Raw genomic sequence first — 17602 nt, 5'->3', positions numbered from 1 at the left:
CGGGATCCGGATGCGGACACCACGTCGGGATTTCAGAGTTTTCTTTCTGCATACACATCCGCTTACGCCTAGAATTATCTCAAGCCTGCGGCGGTACCAAAATGGTCTTTGCCAGCAGCGTGAAAAACGCGCGCTAAGGGCTGCGCGCCAGCGTGCAGGCTGAAGGAAAAGCACCGCCTGAGTGCATCGGGCGAACAACTTCAGGGCGTAACATCTATACTTAACGAGTTGCCTCTGAGCAAACCATCAAGGAGATGTCCATGACTACAACAATGAAACGCGTGACGGTTGCCGTGCTGGCAACGACGTTAGTGGTGGCCCTGAGCGGCTGTTCCAACTGGTCAAAACGTGACCGCAACACGGCGATTGGAGCCGGTGCCGGTGCTATTGGTGGATCGGTGCTCACCAACGGCAGCGCGCTGGGTACCGTCGGTGGCGCTGCGGTGGGCGGCATTATTGGCCATCAGGTTGATTAATAATAATATTGTAGCAGGCTACGCAGCGCATCTACGTCACATCGGGCCACCTTGCGTGGCCCGCTTTCATTAACCGCCCGCCAGTTTAACCTTCATGCCTTTGGCTTCCAGCAACGTTTTAAGCAAATCGCGCTTATCGCCCTGAATCTCAATTACGCCCTCTTTCAGCGCCCCACCGCAGCCGCACTTCTTCTTAAGCTCGGCCGCCAGCTTTGCCAGCGCGTCATCATCGAGATCGATACCGGTAATCAGGCACACGCCTTTACCTTTACGCCCGCTGGTCTGGCGCTGAATGCGCACGATGCCATCGCCTTTGGGTCGCTGCGGTTTCTCTTCGCTATGCGTAATACGGCCGGTTTCGGTGGAGTAAACCAGCGGATTGTCCTGAGCCATTAGCCCTCCTGTAAACTGTGCAGGATTTGCTGCAGCGTCTGCGCCGGGTCGGCAGATTGGGTGATCGGTCGCCCAATCACCATGTAATCCACGCCGGCCTGTTGTGCCTGCTGCGGCGTCATGATGCGACGCTGATCGCCGGCCTCGCTACCCGCCGGGCGAATACCCGGCGTAACCAGCGCGAAATCCTGCCCGATAACCTGTTTAAAGTGCGCGGCTTCCTGCGCCGAGCACACCACGCCATCAAGGCCACACTCGCGCGTCAGTCGTGCCAGACGCTCAGCCTGCTGCGCCGGCGATAAGGTGATGCCAAGACCTTTGAGATCGTCTTCGTCCATGCTGGTCAGCACCGTTACCGCAATCAGCAAGGGCGCATCACTGGCAAACGGCAGCAGCGCTTCGCGCGCCGCATTCATCATCCGCGCCCCGCCGCTGGCATGCACGTTGACCATCCATACGCCGAGATCCGCTGCCGCCGCGACCGCATGTGCCGTCGTGTTCGGGATGTCATGAAATTTGAGATCGAGAAATACCTCGAAACCGCGCGCCTGCAACGTCTTCACCAGCGACGGTCCAAACAGGGTAAACATCTCTTTACCCACTTTCAGACGGCACTGGCACGGATCGATACGGTCAACGAACTGCAGTGCGCTATTGAGATCATGATAGTCGAGTGCCACCAGAATCGGTGAGTGAGTAACAGGCATAACGTTTCCTCAGAGGCTGGCACCCGCAGGCGCGATGGACAAACGGCAAGCATTCTACCCGTGCAACCCGGCCACGACAACGTTGCGACGGCGATTGCCTTGCTGATTGACGAGCCGGTGCACAGTGCTGATGGTGCGATGATAAAGTTCCTATTAGTATGTTGTAACTACTATGCGTTATTAATAATCACCGAACGCGGCCAGCTTACTGGCCGTCGAGTCCGCGAATCGGTTTAACGGAAGACCAGGCGCGGCACGATGGGCAGTGCCAGTAGAGGGCGTGTGCGGTGAAGCCACACTTCTGGCAGCGGTAGCGCGGTTTAGTGCGAATCTGTTCGCCAACCATGTCGCGCAGCACCATCAGACTCTCTTTGGCGCGGCCATCTTCTGCCTCGTGCAGGTGGAAATCCATCAGACGATGGAACACGCGCATGGTGGGATGACGCTGCAGCTGACGGTTAATGTAGAGCTGTGCCGCTTCCGGCCCCTGCTGCTGCTCCAGAATGTCCGCCAGATAGAGTTCCGCCGCAGCACCGGTGTTCTCTTCAACGCAGCGTTGCAGGAACTGCGCCCAGCTGTCAGGCTGCTCCAGCCGCTGATAGCAGGTTTCCAGCATCGGCAGCGTTTCGCTCACCAGTTCTTTGTCCTGCTCCAGCACGCGCTGCAGCCGCTGCGCCGCTTTCGCGTATTCGCCCTGCTCCATCAGGATACGTCCCATCATGATGGAAACGCGCGCGCTTTGGTGGTCGGCCGCTTCACCTTTTTTCAACAGGCTCATGGCACGATCGAGGTCGTCACTGCTCAGCGCCTGCAGCGCCAGCTCGCAGTAGAAGTGGGCGATTTCGCCCTTTTGCTTATCTTTGCCGAGTTTTACCAGCCGCTCCGCCACCTCGATGGCTTTCTGCCAGTCGCTGGTCGCCTGATGAATCAGCAGCAGCTGCTGTAGCGCGCTGATGCGAAAATCGGTTTCATCGATCAGCTGGCTGAACATGTCTTCGGCGCGATCGTACAAGCCGGCAGCCATGTAGTCGCGTCCCAGCTGCTGAATTGCCAGCAAACGCTGATCGTAGGTAAGCGACGCGCTTTCCATTAACGACTGGTGAATGCGGATGGCGCGGTCGACTTCGCCGCGCGAACGGAACAGGTTACCGAGCGTCAGGTGGGCTTCAACGGTGCCGCTGTCCTCTTTAAGCATATCGAGGAACAGATCGACCGCTTTATCCTGCTGATTAGAAAGGAGAAAGTTCACCCCTGCCACGTATTCGCGTGACAGACGGTTAGCTTCCTGTTGCTTATCCTGTTGCGCACTGCGGCGGCCCATATACCAGCCGTACGCCGCCGCGACAGGAAGAAGCAGAAACAGCAATTCAAGCATCGAACATTAATCCCGACGCACTGCAGTGGAGGTGCTATTTACCGCAGCAGATTGTTCATTTTGCGCCTGCATGCGCTTCAGTTTACGCTGTGCATGCGCCAGCGAAACACGAATGCGCAGCCAGAACAGGCCACAGATCGCCCAGCCCAGCAAAAATCCGGCACCAAACAGGCAGGCCAGCAAGGTTGAAATGCGGAATTCGCCCTGCGCCAGCAGATAGTTGAAGGTGACAATCTGGTCATTATGCGCTCCGAGCGTGACGGAGATGATGAAAATGACCAAAACCACGAGAAAAATCAGCAAATATTTCACAATGCGTCCTGTCGTGAGGTTATCCGGTAGAGTATGCCAAAAAAGTGCCGCCGTTGCTGCTTATCCGCGCAGCAGTTAGTGCCCTTTCTGCAAGTACAATCAATCATATGGGGGCAAAGGGAGAAATTACAATCCGTCATCGCGCCCGGCAATCTCACGCTGCTCTTCCGGCGGCACGCTGAGCGGGCCACAAAAGCGCTGCGCCAGCCAGGTTGCCAGCGTCACCAGCAGCCACGAGATCAGCGTCGCGACCACCAGATCGCGCGGCCAGTGCATGCCCAGTACCAACCGGCTGCCCATGACCAGCGTCGCCCAGACAAACAGCACCACCACCGTAACAACATGCCGGCGCGGCCATAACAGGCCAATCACCAGCAGCGCCCAGCTGGCGGCAAACATGGTGTGGCCAGACGGAAAAGCAAAGCCCGTTTCAAACGCCCAGTGATTTTTTAACCAGGCGGGCAGCTTTGTATCATTGGCGAGCAAGGCGGACACCATTTCGCCGCGCTGCTGCCGTTTCAGCTGATAAAACTGCTGTTCGTTGACGCCGTGGCTGTGCTCAAGCCAGACCACATACGGCCGCGGCTCCTGCACCTGCTCTTTAATAAAAGTTTTGGTCGACTGACCAGCAAGAATCGCGCCGTTCATGATAATCAACAACAGAATGGCCGGCCGGAGGCGAAAGCGCAGGCACCACAATACCCAGCAGCTCAGAATCAGGCTGGTCAGCGTGCCCCACGGACTGGTGACGGTTTCGGTGATCCAGAACAGCACGCGCAACAGATGCCCGCTCTCCCCCGGTTGCCACTGCCAGCCGGAAAGCCATACGCCCAGCGGCATCAGAAGTAATAAAAACGCGCCCAGCGTGGTGCGTTGCACAATTTTTAACATCTCGTCCCTTTATTGTTTCCCGACCTGACAGGCATATTGCATAACTTTAGTTGAAAAAAGAATAACATACCCGTTGCGGCTTAGATAATTGTGCTTTATCACTACAATCACTCTGACTGATTAGCGGCCCTGGTGCAGGTTGTGGCACAATATCGGTAGTTTCGTCGGGCCAGTCGGGCCCGTGCGTTATCATGATGATAGCGCATCCTCTGAAGGTTCTGGAGAGTCACATGCAGCTGAAACGGGTAGCAGAAGCCAAACTGCCCACGCCATGGGGAGATTTCCTGATGGTTGGTTTTGAAGAACTGGCAACCGGCCACGACCACGTCGCGCTGGTTTATGGTGATATTAGCGATCACAATCCGGTGCTGGCGCGCGTCCACTCCGAATGTCTTACCGGCGATGCGCTGTTCAGCCTGCGCTGCGACTGCGGCTTCCAGCTGGAAGCGGCGCTGACCGCCATTGCGGAAGAAGGACGCGGCGTGCTGCTGTACCATCGTCAGGAAGGCCGTAACATCGGGCTGCTGAACAAAATTCGCGCCTATGCGTTGCAGGACAAAGGCTACGACACGGTTGAAGCGAACCATCAGCTGGGCTTTGCCGCCGATGAGCGTGACTTCACCCTGTGCGCCGACATGTTTAAACTGCTGGGCATCAATGAAGTGCGTTTGCTGACCAACAATCCGCGCAAAGTGGAGATCCTGTCAGAAGCGGGTATCAATATCGTTGAGCGCGTGCCGCTGATCGTTGGCCGTAACCCGAAAAATGCGCACTATCTCGATACGAAAGCCGAGAAGATGGGGCATCTGCTGCCGAAATCGTAACGCGGCGGTGCGCGCACTTGCAAAGCGCTTAAGTGACACACGCTGTCAGCGTCAATAATAAAGCCGGGCATGCCCGGCTTTATTTTTTAGTTGAGCATATTGCGTATCACATAATGCAGGATGCCGTCGTTCTGGTAATAGGTCAGCTCATTACCGGTATCGATACGACAGCGTGTTTCCAGCGTCTGCTGACTGCCGTCAGCCCGCGTCAGCGTCACCGGGACGCTGCAACCGGGCTGCAGCTGTGCCAGATTTGCCACGTCGATCCGCTCTTCCCCGGTCAGCTGCAGCGTCTTACGCGTCACGCCCGCCGGGAATTCCAGCGGTAAAATGCCCATGCCGATGAGGTTAGAGCGGTGAATACGCTCGAACGATTCGGCAATCACCACGCGCACGCCCTGCAGGCGCGGACCTTTCGCCGCCCAGTCGCGGCTGGAGCCGGAGCCGTACTCTTTCCCGGCGATCACCGCCAGCGGCACGCCCTCCTCCTGATACTTCATCGCCGCATCATAGATGGCCAGCTGTTCCTGGCTCGGATAGTGCCGGGTATAACCCCCCTCGACGCCAGGCACCATTTCGTTGCGAATACGGATGTTGGCGAACGTACCGCGCATCATGACTTCGTGGTTGCCGCGTCGTGAGCCATACGAGTTGAAGTCGTTACGCTCAACGCCGTGCGCCAGCAGATAACGCCCCGCCGGACTCTCCGCTTTAATGCTGCCAGCCGGGGAGATATGGTCGGTCGTCACCGAATCACCGAGCATCGCCAGGATGCGCGCGCCGTGAATGTCCTGCACCGGCTGCGGCGTTTTTTCCATATCGTCAAAGAACGGTGACAGACGAATATAGGTGGAGCCTTCGTCCCAGTCATAGGTAGCGGCTTCGCTGACTTTGATCTGCTGCCACTCGGGCGTGCCGTCGAACACCTCGGCGTACTCTTTATGGAACATGTCGCTGGTAACTTTCTGCACCGATGCGGCAATCTCTTCCGGCGATGGCCAGATGTCCTTCAGATAGACGTCATTGCCCTGCTGATCCTGACCGATCGGATCAGTCTGCAGGTTGATCTTCATGTTGCCCGCCAGCGCATACGCCACCACCAGCGGCGGAGACGCCAGCCAGTTGGTTTTCACCAGCGGATGGATGCGCCCTTCGAAGTTGCGGTTGCCGGACAACACGGCACCCACCGTCAAATCGCCCTCTTTAATCGCGCTTTCGATCTCATCCGGCAGCGGGCCGGAGTTACCGATGCAGGTGGTGCAGCCGTAACCCACCAGGTTAAAGCCCAGCTCATCAAGATACGGGGTCAGTTGCGCCACGGCGAGATAGTCGGACACCACTTTTGATCCTGGTGCCAGCGAGGCTTTTACCCAGGGTTTGCGCATGAGCCCGCGCTCGACGGCTTTTTTCGCCAGCAGGCCAGCCGCCATTAAGACGCTGGGGTTCGAGGTGTTGGTACAGGACGTAATCGCGGAGATCACCACAGCACCATCATCCAGCTGGATGCGGTCGCCGGTTTCACTGTCCAGATAGCTGACCGTTTTGTGCGGTTTCTGCGCGTGATTCACTTCCAGCTCATTACTGGCGTCAAAGGCCGCCGGTACGTCGCCGAGGGAGACGCGGTCCTGCGGACGTTTCGGACCGGCGAGGCTCGACTCTACCTCGGCCATATCCAGCGCCAGCGTGCTGGTGAAGATGGGCTCATCGCCCGGTTTACGCCACAGCCCCTGCTGTTTTGCATAGGCTTCCACCAGCTCAACCTGCTGCGCATCGCGCCCGGTGAGCGTCATGTAGCTGAGCGTGACTTCATCAATCGGGAAGAAACCGCAGGTTGCGCCATATTCTGGTGCCATGTTGGCGATGGTTGCGCGATCCGCCAGCGGCAGATCGGCCAGTCCGTCACCGTAGAATTCGACAAACTTACCGACCACCCCGTGCTTGCGCAGCATCTGCGTCACGGTTAATACCAGGTCGGTGGCGGTGATACCGGGACGCAGTTTGCCGGTCAGCTTGAAACCCACTACATCGGGAATCAGCATCGAAACCGGCTGGCCCAGCATGGCGGCCTCAGCTTCAATGCCGCCCACGCCCCAACCAAGCACACCCAGGGCGTTGATCATGGTGGTATGGGAATCGGTGCCGACCAGCGTATCCGGATAAGCCACTTCTTTGCCGTCCAGCGTTTCATGCCAGATGGCTTTACCGAGGTACTCCAGATTGACCTGATGACAGATACCGGTGCCCGGCGGCACGACGCGGAAACGGTTAAAGGCTTTTTGCCCCCAGCGCAGGAAAACGTAGCGTTCGTGGTTGCGTTCCATCTCCAGGCGCACGTTTTCTTCAAACGCATCGTCATCGCCAAAATGGTCAACCGTGACCGAGTGGTCAATCACCAGATCGACCGGTGACAGCGGGTTAACTTTCGCCACATCACCGCCCAGCCGCTTAACCGCTTCACGCATCGCCGCCAGGTCAACCACCGCCGGTACGCCGGTGAAATCCTGCATTAATACGCGCGCCGGACGATAAGCAATTTCGCGATCGGCATGTGCAGTTTGCTGCCACGCCACCAGCGCCTGAATATCTGCTGCCGTTACGGAATCTTCATCCTGCCAGCGCAGCAGGTTTTCCAGCAGAACCTTAAGGGATTTTGGTAAGCGATCGATATCACCGACCTGCTGAGCGGCTTTCGGCAAGCTGTAGTAATGATATTTTTTTGCCCCTACTTCCAGCGCATCCTGACTCTGCTCACGTAACGTTAACGACATAACTCCTCCTTTTATGGGCTCTTCTGCTAAACCTCAGAGAGTGCAAGGTTTAGCTTAAAGATAGACCACATTTTCGTTAACGTTTTGATAACAACACGAATTGACACACAAAACCGCAACGAAAAATGCCCTGACAAAAGTCAGGGCATTCAGAAAGCGTTAACTGGCAGGATTAGTGAATTACAGGACGGCCCAGACGGCCGCAGCCCAAAAGGCCATTGAGAAGGCATAAACGCTGAGCCATGAAAAAGTTGTGGTATTCATCTGTCACTCCTCCCGGATAGCGGGCAACAAAAAGCCATCGTCTTCAGCGTTGTACTGATGACACCGTTTTTTTAGATGCTGAGTGTTAAAGGACGGGCTTTTAACGTGCCCACCGGAGAGTCCGGTAAAATGCGCGACAGTATGTCTTAATAAGAATTGGACGCAGACTGCGTTATTTAGACTTAGGATCCATGAATGATTCAATAAAGCTGCGCTGCTGTTCACTCAGTTCCCATGAAGCCGGGATTGCCACTTGCGGTTCAGCAGGCGCGTCTTTGGCTTTGCACACCGGTGCTTTAGGCTGACGCGCAGCGACCGGATATTTACGACTGAGTGTATTTGCCCACATGGCTTAACCCCACATACGCCAAATCATTAACGCCACCACTACCCAGAACAGTGCTGAAGCAGCGAAGACAGTCAACCAGGCTTTGCGACGGATGTTACCTGAACGCTCTACCTTGGTGCTTTTAGCCCGGAAGTCCGGTTGTACAGTTAATCTCGTAGTCATAGTTTTTGATAATCACTCTCAATAAAACGATTGATAACAACGATGAAGATTTAGGACGAATCCTAAACTTGTTAAGTCCAAAAATCCAGTTATTTTTATTGAGCACAACGATTAACGCTATTTATCAAAACCGCCAAAACTGATGAGATAAATTTAAGCACGCTGCAAACTATTAATTTAATAGTTACATTGTAAATTTGGCTTAAACCAAAATTAGATCCACTCTAAATTTGAGTTTAATTTAACGAGCCAGTTAAAAAGCCCTTTCTCATCAGCTCTTAACTGGAGTATGGGAATATTCCTGGCAGTCCGCAAAGCGGCAAAGTAAAAATTGTGTACTGATTCGCATTTAATAAATAACAATGAAAAAACATGTGACGCATGTTTCATTTACAAAAAAATAATGGAATTTTTTGAGGTTCTGCTGGTGCTAAGCGGCGGGAAGTGTGCGGGAAGTCGCTGGACATCCCGCAAAAATAATGAGTTAGGTGATTACCTGAAAGGAAGCTTGATATCGCGGAACATCGCTTCGATATCTTCGTTTGAGCGCAGCGCCACAGCGGCGTCCACCACGTCTCGCGTCAGATGCGGTGCGAAGCGCTGAATGAAATCATACATATAGCTGCGCAGGAAGGTGCTGCGCCGGAAACCAATCTTAGTAGTGCTATTGGTGAAGATTTCTGAAGCTTCAATGCGCACCAGATCCGGATCGGAAACCGGGTCCACTGCCATGCTGGCAATTACCCCTACCCCCAGGCCTAAACGCACATAGGTTTTGATCACGTCGGCGTCGGTTGCGGTAAAAACAATACGCGGCGTTAAACCGGCACGGTTAAAGGCAGTATCCAGTTCTGAGCGGCCGGTAAAACCAAAGGTGTAAGTCACCAGCGGGAAATCAGCCAGCTCCTCAATCGACACATTGGATTTCCCCGCCAGCGGATGATCCGGCGTGACCACAATGGCACGGTTCCAGTGATAGCACGGCAGCATAATCAAGTCGTCGTACAGGTGCAGCGCTTCGGTGGCAATGGCGAAATCGGCGTTGCCTTTGGAGACCGCCTCAGCAATTTGTGTGGGCGAGCCCTGATGCATATGCAGGGAAACGCGCGGATAGCGTTCGATAAAGCCTTTGATTACGCCAGGCAGTGCATAGCGCGCCTGAGTGTGGGTCGTGGCCACGTACAGCGATCCTTTATCTGGCCAGGTGTGTTCACCGGCAACCGATTTAATCGCATCCACTTTGGACAAAACTTCGCGGGCAATACGGATAATCTCTTCACCCGCTGGCGTCACCTGCGTCAGATGTTTGCCGCTGCGGGCAAAAATCTGCACGCCCAGCTCATCTTCCAGCATGCGCACCTGCTTACTGATGCCCGGTTGCGAGGTATACAGCCCCTCTGCCGTGGAGGAGACATTGAGGTTGTGGTTAACGACTTCAACGATGTAACGCAACTGCTGCAATTTCATAGTTATATCTTCCCGATAGCGACAGAGGTGCATTCCCTGCAGGCGTGTATCCGCCCTGATGGCGTAATAATGAGGGAAAGCGAGTCAGCAAAATGCAATAAGCTATAACTACTATATCAGTTAACGTAAGAATGTAGAACGATTAGCTATAAGGATGGGAAAAAGGCCAGCGAACGCTGGCCTCCAGGGGGATTACTTCTTCGCTTCCTGCCACTTACCGTCGATATAGAAAACTGACCAGCCGGTCGCTTTGCCCTCTTTTTCTGAGGCAACATACTGCTGTTTAGTCTTACGGCTAAAACGCACCAGCGTTTTATTGCCTTCCGGATCCACTGCCGGCGCTTCGGCCAGATATTTCAGTTTCTCCGGCAGACGGTCAGCAAAGCGCTGCAGCTCTTCCACCAGCGGCGCACGGGTTTCACGCGATTTCGGGAAGGTGTTAGCGGCCAGGAACACGCCCGCAGCTCCGTCACGCAGCACAAAATACGCATCCGATTTCTCGCACGGCAGCTCCGGCAGCGGTACCGGATCTTCTTTCGGCGGCGCGACTTCGCCGTTACGCAGAATCTTACGGGTATTTTTACACTCGTCGTTGGTACAGGCCATGTACTTACCAAAACGCCCCATCTTCAGGTGCATTTCAGAGCCACATTTTTCGCACTCAACAATCGGACCGTCATAACCTTTAATACGGAATTCACCCTGCTCGATTTCATAACCGTCACACTCCGGGTTATTACCACAGACGTGCAGTTTACGGCCGTTGTCGATCAGGTAGCTGTCCATCGCGGTGCCGCATTTCTGGCAGCGACGACGGGCGCGCAGCGCGTTGGTTTCGGCATCATCGCCTTCCAGCACGTTAAGCACTTCGTTTTCCGGGATCAGGTTAATGGTCTGCTTGCAGCGCTCTTTCGGCGGCAGTGCATAACCGGAACAGCCGAGGAACACGCCGGTGCTGGCGGTGCGAATCCCCATTTTGCGTCCGCAGGTTGGGCAGTCGATGGAGGTCAGCACCATCTGGTTCGGCTGCATGCCGCCCTCTTCCGGATCTTTCTCCGCCTGCTCCAGCTGCTGGCTGAAATCACTGAAGAATGAATCCAGCACCGCTTTCCATTGCGCTTCGTTATTCGCGACCTGGTCGAGACTGTCTTCCATGTGCGCGGTGAAATCATAATTCATCAGCTCACGGAAGTTCTCTTCCAGACGATCGGTAACAATCTCACCCATCTTCTCGGCGTAAAAACGGCGGTTTTCCACCCGCACGTAACCGCGATCCTGAATGGTGGAAATGATCGAAGCATAGGTAGACGGACGGCCAATGCCACGCTTCTCCAGCTCGCGTACCAGCGAAGCTTCGCTGAAGCGCGCCGGCGGCTTGGTAAAGTGCTGGCCCGGCAGCAGGGATTTCAGATCCAGCGTGTCGCCCACGTTCACCGGCGGCAGCGTCAAATCTTCGTCATTTTTACGCAGCGCCGGCATCACTTTGGTCCAGCCGTCAAAACGCAGCGTACGCCCTTTCGCTTTCAGTTTGAAATCTGCCGCGCCGACGGTCAGCGTGGTGGAATCATATTGCGCGGGCACCATCTGGCAGGCCACGAACTGGCGCCAGATCAGCTGATACAGCTTCTGCGCATCCGCTTCCATATCCTTCAGCTGCTCGGCGGCAACGTTGACATCAGAAGGACGAATCGCTTCGTGCGCTTCCTGTGAATTCTCTTTGCTGGCGTAGGTGTTGGGCGCATCCGGCAGGTAGTTCTTACCGAATTTTTTCTCCACGTAGCCACGCGCCATCGCCACCGCATCCTGACTCAGGTTGGTGGAATCGGTACGCATATAGGTGATGTGACCGGCTTCATACAGACGCTGCGCCATCATCATGGTTTTCTTCACGCCAAAACCAAGGCGGGTGCTCGCCGCCTGCTGCAGCGTCGAGGTAATAAACGGCGCCGACGGTTTGCTGCTGGTCGGCTTGTCTTCACGATCCAGAACGGCGTAACGCGCCTTTTCCAGGATGGCCACGGCCGCTTCAGTTTGCTCGCGGTTCACCGGGCGGAACGCTTTGTCGCCCTGATGCGTCACCCTGACCGCCAGCGCATCGCCTTTCGGCGTCGACAGATCGGCGTCAATTTCCCAGTACTCTTCCGGTACGAAGGCTTTGATTTCGCGCTCGCGCTCCACCACCAGACGCACGGCAACCGACTGCACGCGTCCGGCCGACAGGCCACGGGCAATTTTTTTCCACAGCAGCGGCGAGACCATATAGCCCACCACGCGGTCCATAAAACGACGCGCCTGCTGCGCATTGACGCGCTCTATATTCAGTTCGCCCGGCTTCTCGAACGCCTGACGAATCGCATTTTTGGTGATTTCGTTAAACACCACGCGGCTGAAGCGTTTGTCATCGCCACCGATCACTTCCCGCAGGTGCCAGGCAATGGCTTCCCCTTCGCGGTCAAGGTCGGTTGCGAGATAGATGTGGTCGGCATCGGCAGCCAGGTTCTTCAGTTCGGAGACGACTTTTTCCTTGCCGGGCAGAATCTGGTAGTCCGCTTCCCAGCCGTGCCACGGGTCAACGCCCATGCGATTAACCAGCGCGGCCTTTTCATCTTTCTTTACTTTCTTGCCGGTTTTCGCCTTTTCCCCGTCGGCACTTTTACGGGCCGTTGAACCACTGGTCGGCAAATCACGGATATGACCGACGCTGGATTTCACCACGTAGTCATTACCGAGGTATTTATTGATTGTTTTGGCCTTTGCCGGGGACTCAACGATGACGAGTGCTTTACCCATATGTACCTTTACCTAATTGAAACGTCCTGATAAACGGGAGAGGATTGGCAGCCCCAAAACCCAATGGGTTCAATATTGCTGCTGACTTTTTGCTTTTCAAGCCAGCGGGGACAATCTCTGGTCAGATTGCATCGGCATTTGCAACTTGATGATTAAGAGCGAGTTTTCCGTCTGACGGTATCACACATCCTGGTGTGATCTCCCTGAAAGCTGAATCGCCCACACTCTACCTGATAAAATCTGTTACGCAACTTAATTAGCATTCTGTTTAATTTCTCGCCAGTTTTCTGACCGAACGCTGATTTGCTGAACGCACCGACAGGCAAGTAATATAGAAGGAGAAAATTCGCTGTCAAAAAAGAGGTGAAAAATGTCAGCAGAAACGGAATCCATTTCACGCCAGGCGCTACTGGAAATCGCTAATCAGCGCATTCAGCAGCACGATGAATATTTTGCCGGGATGGAAGCCACGGAGGTGATTCAGCAGGGCGAGGTTCTGGTGTTTCGCGGCCCGTGGTTCCTCGACGATGAAGGGTTGCCGACCGCCAAAACCACGGCGGTGTTTAACGTGTTTAAGCACCTTGCCGTGGTGCTCTCCGCACAGTATCACCTGGCATAAAAAAACCCGGCCTGCGCCGGGTTGGTTCACAACAGCGGTTTATCACCGCGCTGCCAGATTTTCAGAATCAGCCGCTCGGCTGCCACGCTGGCACTGTGGGTCACGCGATCGATCATCTTTTTCTTGCGCGCGAAGTGCACGCCCAGCACGCTAAAACGGTCCATGCGCGCAATGATCAGCGCATCGCTGGTACCAATCTCATCAATCAGCCCCAGATCCAGCGCCTGACGGCCATACCAGTGTTCGCCCGTCGCCACTTTGTCCAGATCCAGCGCCGGACGCATCTGATGCACAAAATCTTTAAACAGCTGATGGGTTTCATTCAGGTCTTCCTGAAATTTCTCCCGGCCTTCCTCGGTATTCTCACCAAACAGCGTCAGCGTACGCTTGTACTGGCCGGCAGTGTGCAGCTCCACATCAATATCGTTGCGCTTCAGCAGCCGGTTAAAGTTGGGAATTTGCGCCACCACGCCGATGGAACCAATGATAGAGAACGGCGCCGCCACAATGCGATCCGCAACGCAGGCCATCATGTAGCCACCGCTGGCGGCAACTTTATCCACTACCGCCGTCAGCTGCAGCCCCGCATCACGCAGACGTTGTAGCTGCGACGCGGCCAGGCCATAGCCGTGCACCACGCCACCGGGACTTTCCAGCCGCAGCAGCACTTCATCACCCGGCTGAGCCACCGCCAGCACGGCGGAGATCTCTTCGCGCAGCGAGCTGACTTCACCGGCGTCCATACTGCCTTTGAACTCCAGCACATAGAGAGTCGGCTTCGCCGCTTCAGTCACACCGGCTTTGGCATTGCGCTTTTCGGCTTTAGCTTTCTGTTTCTCTTCTTTCTTATGCTGCTTCAGCCACACTTTCTGCGCCTGCGGCTTCATCTTCGCCAGCTGCAGGTCCTCTTTCATCTCGCGATAGGCTTCGTCAAGATGGGTTAAGCGCAGCTGACCGCCGCTGTGACGTTTACGCAGCGCGGCATTGAGCACAATCAGTACAATAGCTGCGATCGCCACCACGACGGTGACGGCCTTGGCCAGAAATAATCCATAGCTGGAGAGTAAATCCATTCTGCCGCCTTATTAAACAGTGAATTACAGTCAAACCCTGAGTTTACCCGCTTTGATGTCATTCGTCGCCTGAAATGCCGGCAGGCGGCACAGAATGCGCGTTGCGGCGATTGCACCTTGCGCCAAATTGAGGCATAAAGCCAAAAAACCCTCTGACCTGCAAAGGACATCGCTGTGCATTATCAACCGAAAAGCGACCTGCTGGACAATCGCATCATTCTCGTGACCGGCGCTTCCGACGGCATCGGCCGCGAAGCCGCCCTGACCTATGCGCGCTACGGTGCGCGCGTGATTCTGCTCGGCCGCAATGCCACTACGCTACAGCAAACCGCTGAGGCGATTAATCAGCTCAATAAACAGCCCGCCGCTACGCTGCTGCTGGATCTGGCGCACGCCACACCGGAAAGCTGCCAGCAGCTGGCGCAACAGGTTGCCGCGCTGGTGCCGCGGCTGGATGGCGTGCTGCATAACGCTGGCATTCTCGGTGAGATCGTGCCGCTGGCGGAACTCGATCCGGCGGTCTGGCAGCAGGTGATGCAAATCAACCTCGACGCCACCTTCTATTTAACGCAGGCGCTGCTGCCGCTGCTGCTAAAATCCGACGCCGGTTCGCTGGTGTTCACCACCTCCAGCGTGGGCCGCACCGGCCGCGCGGGCTGGGGCGCGTATGCCGTGTCGAAATTCGCCACCGAAGGCATGATGCAGGTGCTGGCCGATGAGTATAAAAACCGCCATCTGCGGGTGAACTGCATCAATCCGGGCGGCACGCGCACCAAAATGCGCGCCAGCGCCTTCCCGGAGGAGAATGCCAGCCTGCTGAAAACCCCGGCCGACCTGATGCCGCTCTACCTCTATCTGATGGGCGATGACAGCCGCCGTAAAACCGGCATCAGCTACGATGCACAACCGGGGCGCAAGCCGGGACCGGCCAGCGCATGAGCGGTCGTCACCAGCAACGCCAGCAGCGGCTGAAAGAACAGGTTGACGCCCGCATCGCCGCCGCCACCGAAACGCGCGGCATCCTGATGGTGTTTACCGGCAACGGCAAAGGTAAAACCACCGCCGCTTTTGGCACCGCGCTGCGCGCCTGTGGCCACGGTAAAAACGTGGCTGCCGTGCAGTTTATTAAGGGTGAATGGCCTAACGGCGAACGCAATCTGCTGGCGCAGCACGGCGTGGAGTTTCAGGTGATGGCCACCGGCTTTACCTGGGAGACGCAAAACCGTGCCAGCGATACGGCCGCCTGCCAGCAGGTGTGGCAACACGCCAGACGCATGCTGCAAGACGCGTCGCTGGATCTGGTGATACTCGATGAAATCACCTACATGGTGAGTATGGATTATCTCGATCTGGATGAGCTGATCGCTGCACTGCAGCAGCGTCCGCCGCAGCAAAGTGTGATCATTACCGGGCGCGGCTGTCACCGCATGTTACTGGAGATGGCGGATACCGTCAGCGAGATGCGTCCGGTCAAACACGCGTTCGATGCCGGCATTCAGGCACAGCAGGGAATCGACTGGTAAAAACGGACGCCGCAGGCGCGGCGTCGGGGAGCATCAGGCACCGCGTTTGGTGTTGTTGCGACGCGGGCTGTTATTGCTTACCGCGCTATGGCGTTTCACCGCCCGGCGGATTTGGTTTGCTTTGGTGCGGCGACGATCTTTCTCGACCGCTACTTTGGTCACCGTCTCTTCCGGCAGTCCCACCAGCTTACGCAGGTAGTTGACCGCCGGCAGTTCCATCTCCATCCAGCCGCCGCGCGGCAGACCTTTTGGCAGCTGAATATCGCCGTAGCGCACGCGCATCAGACGGCTTACCTGCACGCCAACCGCTTCCCACAGACGACGCACCTCACGGTTACGCCCTTCCGTCAGGGTGACGTTGTACCACTGGTTAATGCCTTCGCCGCCAGCGAATTTGATGGTTTTGAACGCTGCCGGACCGTCTTCCAGCTGCACGCCCTTGCTCAGCTGACGCACTTTTTCGTCATCCACTTCACCAAATACGCGCACCGCGTATTCACGCTCAACTTCGCGGCTTGGGTGCATCAGGCGGTTGGCCAGCTCACCGTCGGTGGTGAACAACATCAGACCGCAGGTGTTCACGTCCAGACGGCCGACGGCAATCCAGCGTGAACCGCGCAGGCGCGGCAGACGATCAAATACCGTTGGGCGCCCTTCCGGATCGTTGCGCGTGCACAGCTCACCTTCCGGTTTGTAATACGCCAGTACGCGACACACCTCGGTGGCCGATTCAGCAATCGATACCAGATGGCCATCAATACGGATTTTCAGGGTTTTGTCATTTTCGATGCGATCGCCCAGCGTCGCCAGTTTGCCATCGACGCTGATGCGTCCGGCTGAAATCATTGCTTCGATTTCACGGCGCGAACCGTGTCCGGCGCGCGCTAATACTTTTTGTAATTTCTCGCTCATGGAGCTGCCTCGTTGTCGCCTTCCCAGGCGTCGTGGTAATGAAGAGGTAAGATACCGGCGTTACCAGGTCCCGTATCAGAATCTGTGACCGCTTCGCGCCAGGTGCCAGCGCGGACGGCCGGAGATTTTACACCAGCTACAGTTCCGTTAACACCTTTTCCTTTTCTGCCGATAATAAAGCGCCTGTGATCCGGAGGCTGAAGCGGGCAGTAAGGTCATTGATTCAGATTTCTGATTGATTTGCGTAACGAGCGTCAGGATGGCCTGCGCAACCCGCTGAAATTACGTCGTTTTGCCTGAGACCGTTTATTTATTTAATGACGCGCCGATTAGTGCCGCAATAGATTAAAGAGGCTCACCAGTCTGTTACCCGCAGCGTTCCCGGCCAGGCTGCAGATGTGCAAACAGAAAATCGGCGTAAAACACCGAAATCAGCACAAAGAACTAAATAGTGGTGTTAGTAAAGCTTATTGCAGCCAGCAGCACCAGCCATACAGCGGATTGGCGCTGCAGGTTGGATTAAGTCTGTATTTTCGCTTTTATTTGATAAAGATTAAATATGATGAATTGTTCTGCCGCGAAAACTGTGTAAAATTTAATCCTGAATTCGGCTAAGCAGTATCAGAAATTATTTTAATTACTTTTTATAAGCTTTAAAACAACAAGCCATTAACAAATAATGGTACAGCTGGCCTGA

General features: G+C 55.6%; 17 protein-coding genes. 5 read left to right on the top strand and 12 right to left on the bottom strand.

From position 1 onward, the window contains the following. The first annotated feature begins 260 nt into the window (after positions 1-260). Complete coding sequence (gene osmB, locus ABVR31_RS09250; RefSeq protein ID WP_031279061.1) at positions 261-476, top strand: osmotically-inducible lipoprotein OsmB; 216 nt, start codon at positions 261-263, stop codon at positions 474-476. 69 nt (positions 477-545) lie between these two features. Here the strand turns inward: osmB and yciH are convergent, their stop codons facing one another. The 5 genes from yciH to pgpB all read right to left on the bottom strand — a co-directional run bounded on the left by yciH (position 546) and on the right by pgpB (position 4154). After that, the gene (gene yciH, locus ABVR31_RS09245) at positions 546-869 is read right to left on the bottom strand and encodes a stress response translation initiation inhibitor YciH (protein WP_021505951.1); all 324 of its coding nucleotides are present in this window, start codon (positions 867-869) and stop codon (positions 546-548) included. Continuing rightward, positions 869-1576: an orotidine-5'-phosphate decarboxylase gene (pyrF, locus tag ABVR31_RS09240; RefSeq protein WP_104092987.1), complete on the bottom strand. Its 708-nt coding sequence runs from the start codon at positions 1574-1576 to the stop codon at positions 869-871. The genes yciH and pyrF overlap by 1 nt, the downstream gene beginning before the upstream one ends. Positions 1577-1781: 205 nt before the next feature. Then, complete coding sequence (gene lapB, locus ABVR31_RS09235; protein ID WP_058758617.1) at positions 1782-2951, bottom strand: lipopolysaccharide assembly protein LapB; 1170 nt, start codon at positions 2949-2951, stop codon at positions 1782-1784. Positions 2952-2957: 6 nt separating this feature from the next. After that, positions 2958-3263, bottom strand: coding sequence for a LapA family protein (locus ABVR31_RS09230; protein WP_058771279.1), 306 nt, complete (start codon positions 3261-3263; stop codon positions 2958-2960). Positions 3264-3389: 126 nt separating this feature from the next. After that, entirely contained in the window at positions 3390-4154 is a 765-nt protein-coding gene (gene pgpB, locus ABVR31_RS09225) for a phosphatidylglycerophosphatase B (protein WP_372772506.1), read from the bottom strand. A gap of 230 nt (positions 4155-4384) precedes the next feature. On the opposite strand from pgpB, the gene ribA reads away from it, so the two are divergent. Next, a complete protein-coding gene (gene ribA, locus ABVR31_RS09220) occupies positions 4385-4978 on the top strand; it encodes a GTP cyclohydrolase II (RefSeq protein WP_058758620.1) in 594 nt (197 codons plus the stop codon). A gap of 86 nt (positions 4979-5064) precedes the next feature. Here ribA and acnA read toward each other — a convergent pair whose 3' ends face one another. From acnA to topA, 5 genes are all read right to left on the bottom strand, one after another. Continuing rightward, positions 5065-7746, bottom strand: a complete 2682-nt coding sequence (acnA, locus tag ABVR31_RS09215) for an aconitate hydratase AcnA (RefSeq protein WP_058771277.1) — start codon at positions 7744-7746, stop codon at positions 5065-5067. Positions 7747-8182: 436 nt separating this feature from the next. Next, entirely contained in the window at positions 8183-8359 is a 177-nt protein-coding gene (locus tag ABVR31_RS09210) for a hypothetical protein (RefSeq protein ID WP_176428134.1), read from the bottom strand. Positions 8360-8362: 3 nt separating this feature from the next. Next, positions 8363-8521, bottom strand: coding sequence for a YmiA family putative membrane protein (locus ABVR31_RS09205; protein ID WP_071813666.1), 159 nt, complete (start codon positions 8519-8521; stop codon positions 8363-8365). Positions 8522-9013: 492 nt separating this feature from the next. Then, a complete protein-coding gene (gene cysB / locus ABVR31_RS09200) occupies positions 9014-9988 on the bottom strand; it encodes an HTH-type transcriptional regulator CysB (protein ID WP_021510116.1) in 975 nt (324 codons plus the stop codon). 192 nt (positions 9989-10180) lie between these two features. Continuing rightward, entirely contained in the window at positions 10181-12778 is a 2598-nt protein-coding gene (gene topA, locus ABVR31_RS09195) for a type I DNA topoisomerase (protein WP_058774627.1), read from the bottom strand. 370 nt (positions 12779-13148) lie between these two features. On the opposite strand from topA, the gene ABVR31_RS09190 reads away from it, so the two are divergent. Continuing rightward, positions 13149-13397 carry a YciN family protein gene (locus tag ABVR31_RS09190; RefSeq protein WP_058758623.1) on the top strand — a complete coding sequence of 83 codons (249 nt, stop codon included), beginning with the start codon at positions 13149-13151 and terminating at the stop codon, positions 13395-13397. A gap of 26 nt (positions 13398-13423) precedes the next feature. Here ABVR31_RS09190 and sohB read toward each other — a convergent pair whose 3' ends face one another. Further along, positions 13424-14470, bottom strand: coding sequence for a protease SohB (sohB, locus tag ABVR31_RS09185; RefSeq protein WP_058758624.1), 1047 nt, complete (start codon positions 14468-14470; stop codon positions 13424-13426). Positions 14471-14644: 174 nt separating this feature from the next. Here sohB and ABVR31_RS09180 point away from each other — a divergent pair, with 174 nt between their 5' ends. Further along, positions 14645-15409: a YciK family oxidoreductase gene (locus ABVR31_RS09180; RefSeq protein WP_021510112.1), complete on the top strand. Its 765-nt coding sequence runs from the start codon at positions 14645-14647 to the stop codon at positions 15407-15409. Beyond that, positions 15406-15993: a cob(I)yrinic acid a,c-diamide adenosyltransferase gene (gene cobO, locus ABVR31_RS09175; RefSeq protein ID WP_150057980.1), complete on the top strand. Its 588-nt coding sequence runs from the start codon at positions 15406-15408 to the stop codon at positions 15991-15993. Before ABVR31_RS09180 ends, cobO begins: the two co-directional genes overlap by 4 nt. Before the next feature lie 33 nt (positions 15994-16026). Here the strand turns inward: cobO and rluB are convergent, their stop codons facing one another. Next, on the bottom strand, positions 16027-16905 hold the full coding sequence (gene rluB, locus ABVR31_RS09170) for a 23S rRNA pseudouridine(2605) synthase RluB (protein WP_021510110.1): 879 nt from the start codon (positions 16903-16905) through the stop codon (positions 16027-16029). Between the last annotated feature and the right edge of the window lie 697 nt (positions 16906-17602).

Source organism: Pantoea sp. WEP, from assembly GCF_041678305.1.
Lineage (GTDB): Bacteria > Pseudomonadota > Gammaproteobacteria > Enterobacterales > Enterobacteriaceae > Pantoea > Pantoea dispersa.
The sequence above is the reverse complement of the archived record's forward strand: the minus strand, read 5'-3'. Positions and strand labels throughout refer to the sequence as shown.

Bases quoted from the DNA above. Each gene is read 5' to 3' on its own strand.
- cysB (WP_021510116.1), bottom strand. From the start codon at position 9,988: ATGAAATTGCAGCAGTTGCGTTACATCGTTGAAGTCGTTAACCACAAC.
- pgpB (WP_372772506.1), bottom strand. From the start codon at position 4,154: ATGTTAAAAATTGTGCAACGCACCACGCTGGGCGCGTTTTTATTACTT.
- cobO (WP_150057980.1), top strand. From the start codon at position 15,406: ATGAGCGGTCGTCACCAGCAACGCCAGCAGCGGCTGAAAGAACAGGTT.
- lapB (WP_058758617.1), bottom strand. From the start codon at position 2,951: ATGCTTGAATTGCTGTTTCTGCTTCTTCCTGTCGCGGCGGCGTACGGC.
- yciH (WP_021505951.1), bottom strand. From the start codon at position 869: ATGGCTCAGGACAATCCGCTGGTTTACTCCACCGAAACCGGCCGTATT.
- ABVR31_RS09205 (WP_071813666.1), bottom strand. From the start codon at position 8,521: ATGACTACGAGATTAACTGTACAACCGGACTTCCGGGCTAAAAGCACC.
- ABVR31_RS09190 (WP_058758623.1), top strand. From the start codon at position 13,149: ATGTCAGCAGAAACGGAATCCATTTCACGCCAGGCGCTACTGGAAATC.
- topA (WP_058774627.1), bottom strand. From the start codon at position 12,778: ATGGGTAAAGCACTCGTCATCGTTGAGTCCCCGGCAAAGGCCAAAACA.
- ABVR31_RS09210 (WP_176428134.1), bottom strand. From the start codon at position 8,359: ATGTGGGCAAATACACTCAGTCGTAAATATCCGGTCGCTGCGCGTCAG.
- pyrF (WP_104092987.1), bottom strand. From the start codon at position 1,576: ATGCCTGTTACTCACTCACCGATTCTGGTGGCACTCGACTATCATGAT.
- osmB (WP_031279061.1), top strand. From the start codon at position 261: ATGACTACAACAATGAAACGCGTGACGGTTGCCGTGCTGGCAACGACG.
- acnA (WP_058771277.1), bottom strand. From the start codon at position 7,746: ATGTCGTTAACGTTACGTGAGCAGAGTCAGGATGCGCTGGAAGTAGGG.
- sohB (WP_058758624.1), bottom strand. From the start codon at position 14,470: ATGGATTTACTCTCCAGCTATGGATTATTTCTGGCCAAGGCCGTCACC.
- ribA (WP_058758620.1), top strand. From the start codon at position 4,385: ATGCAGCTGAAACGGGTAGCAGAAGCCAAACTGCCCACGCCATGGGGA.
- rluB (WP_021510110.1), bottom strand. From the start codon at position 16,905: ATGAGCGAGAAATTACAAAAAGTATTAGCGCGCGCCGGACACGGTTCG.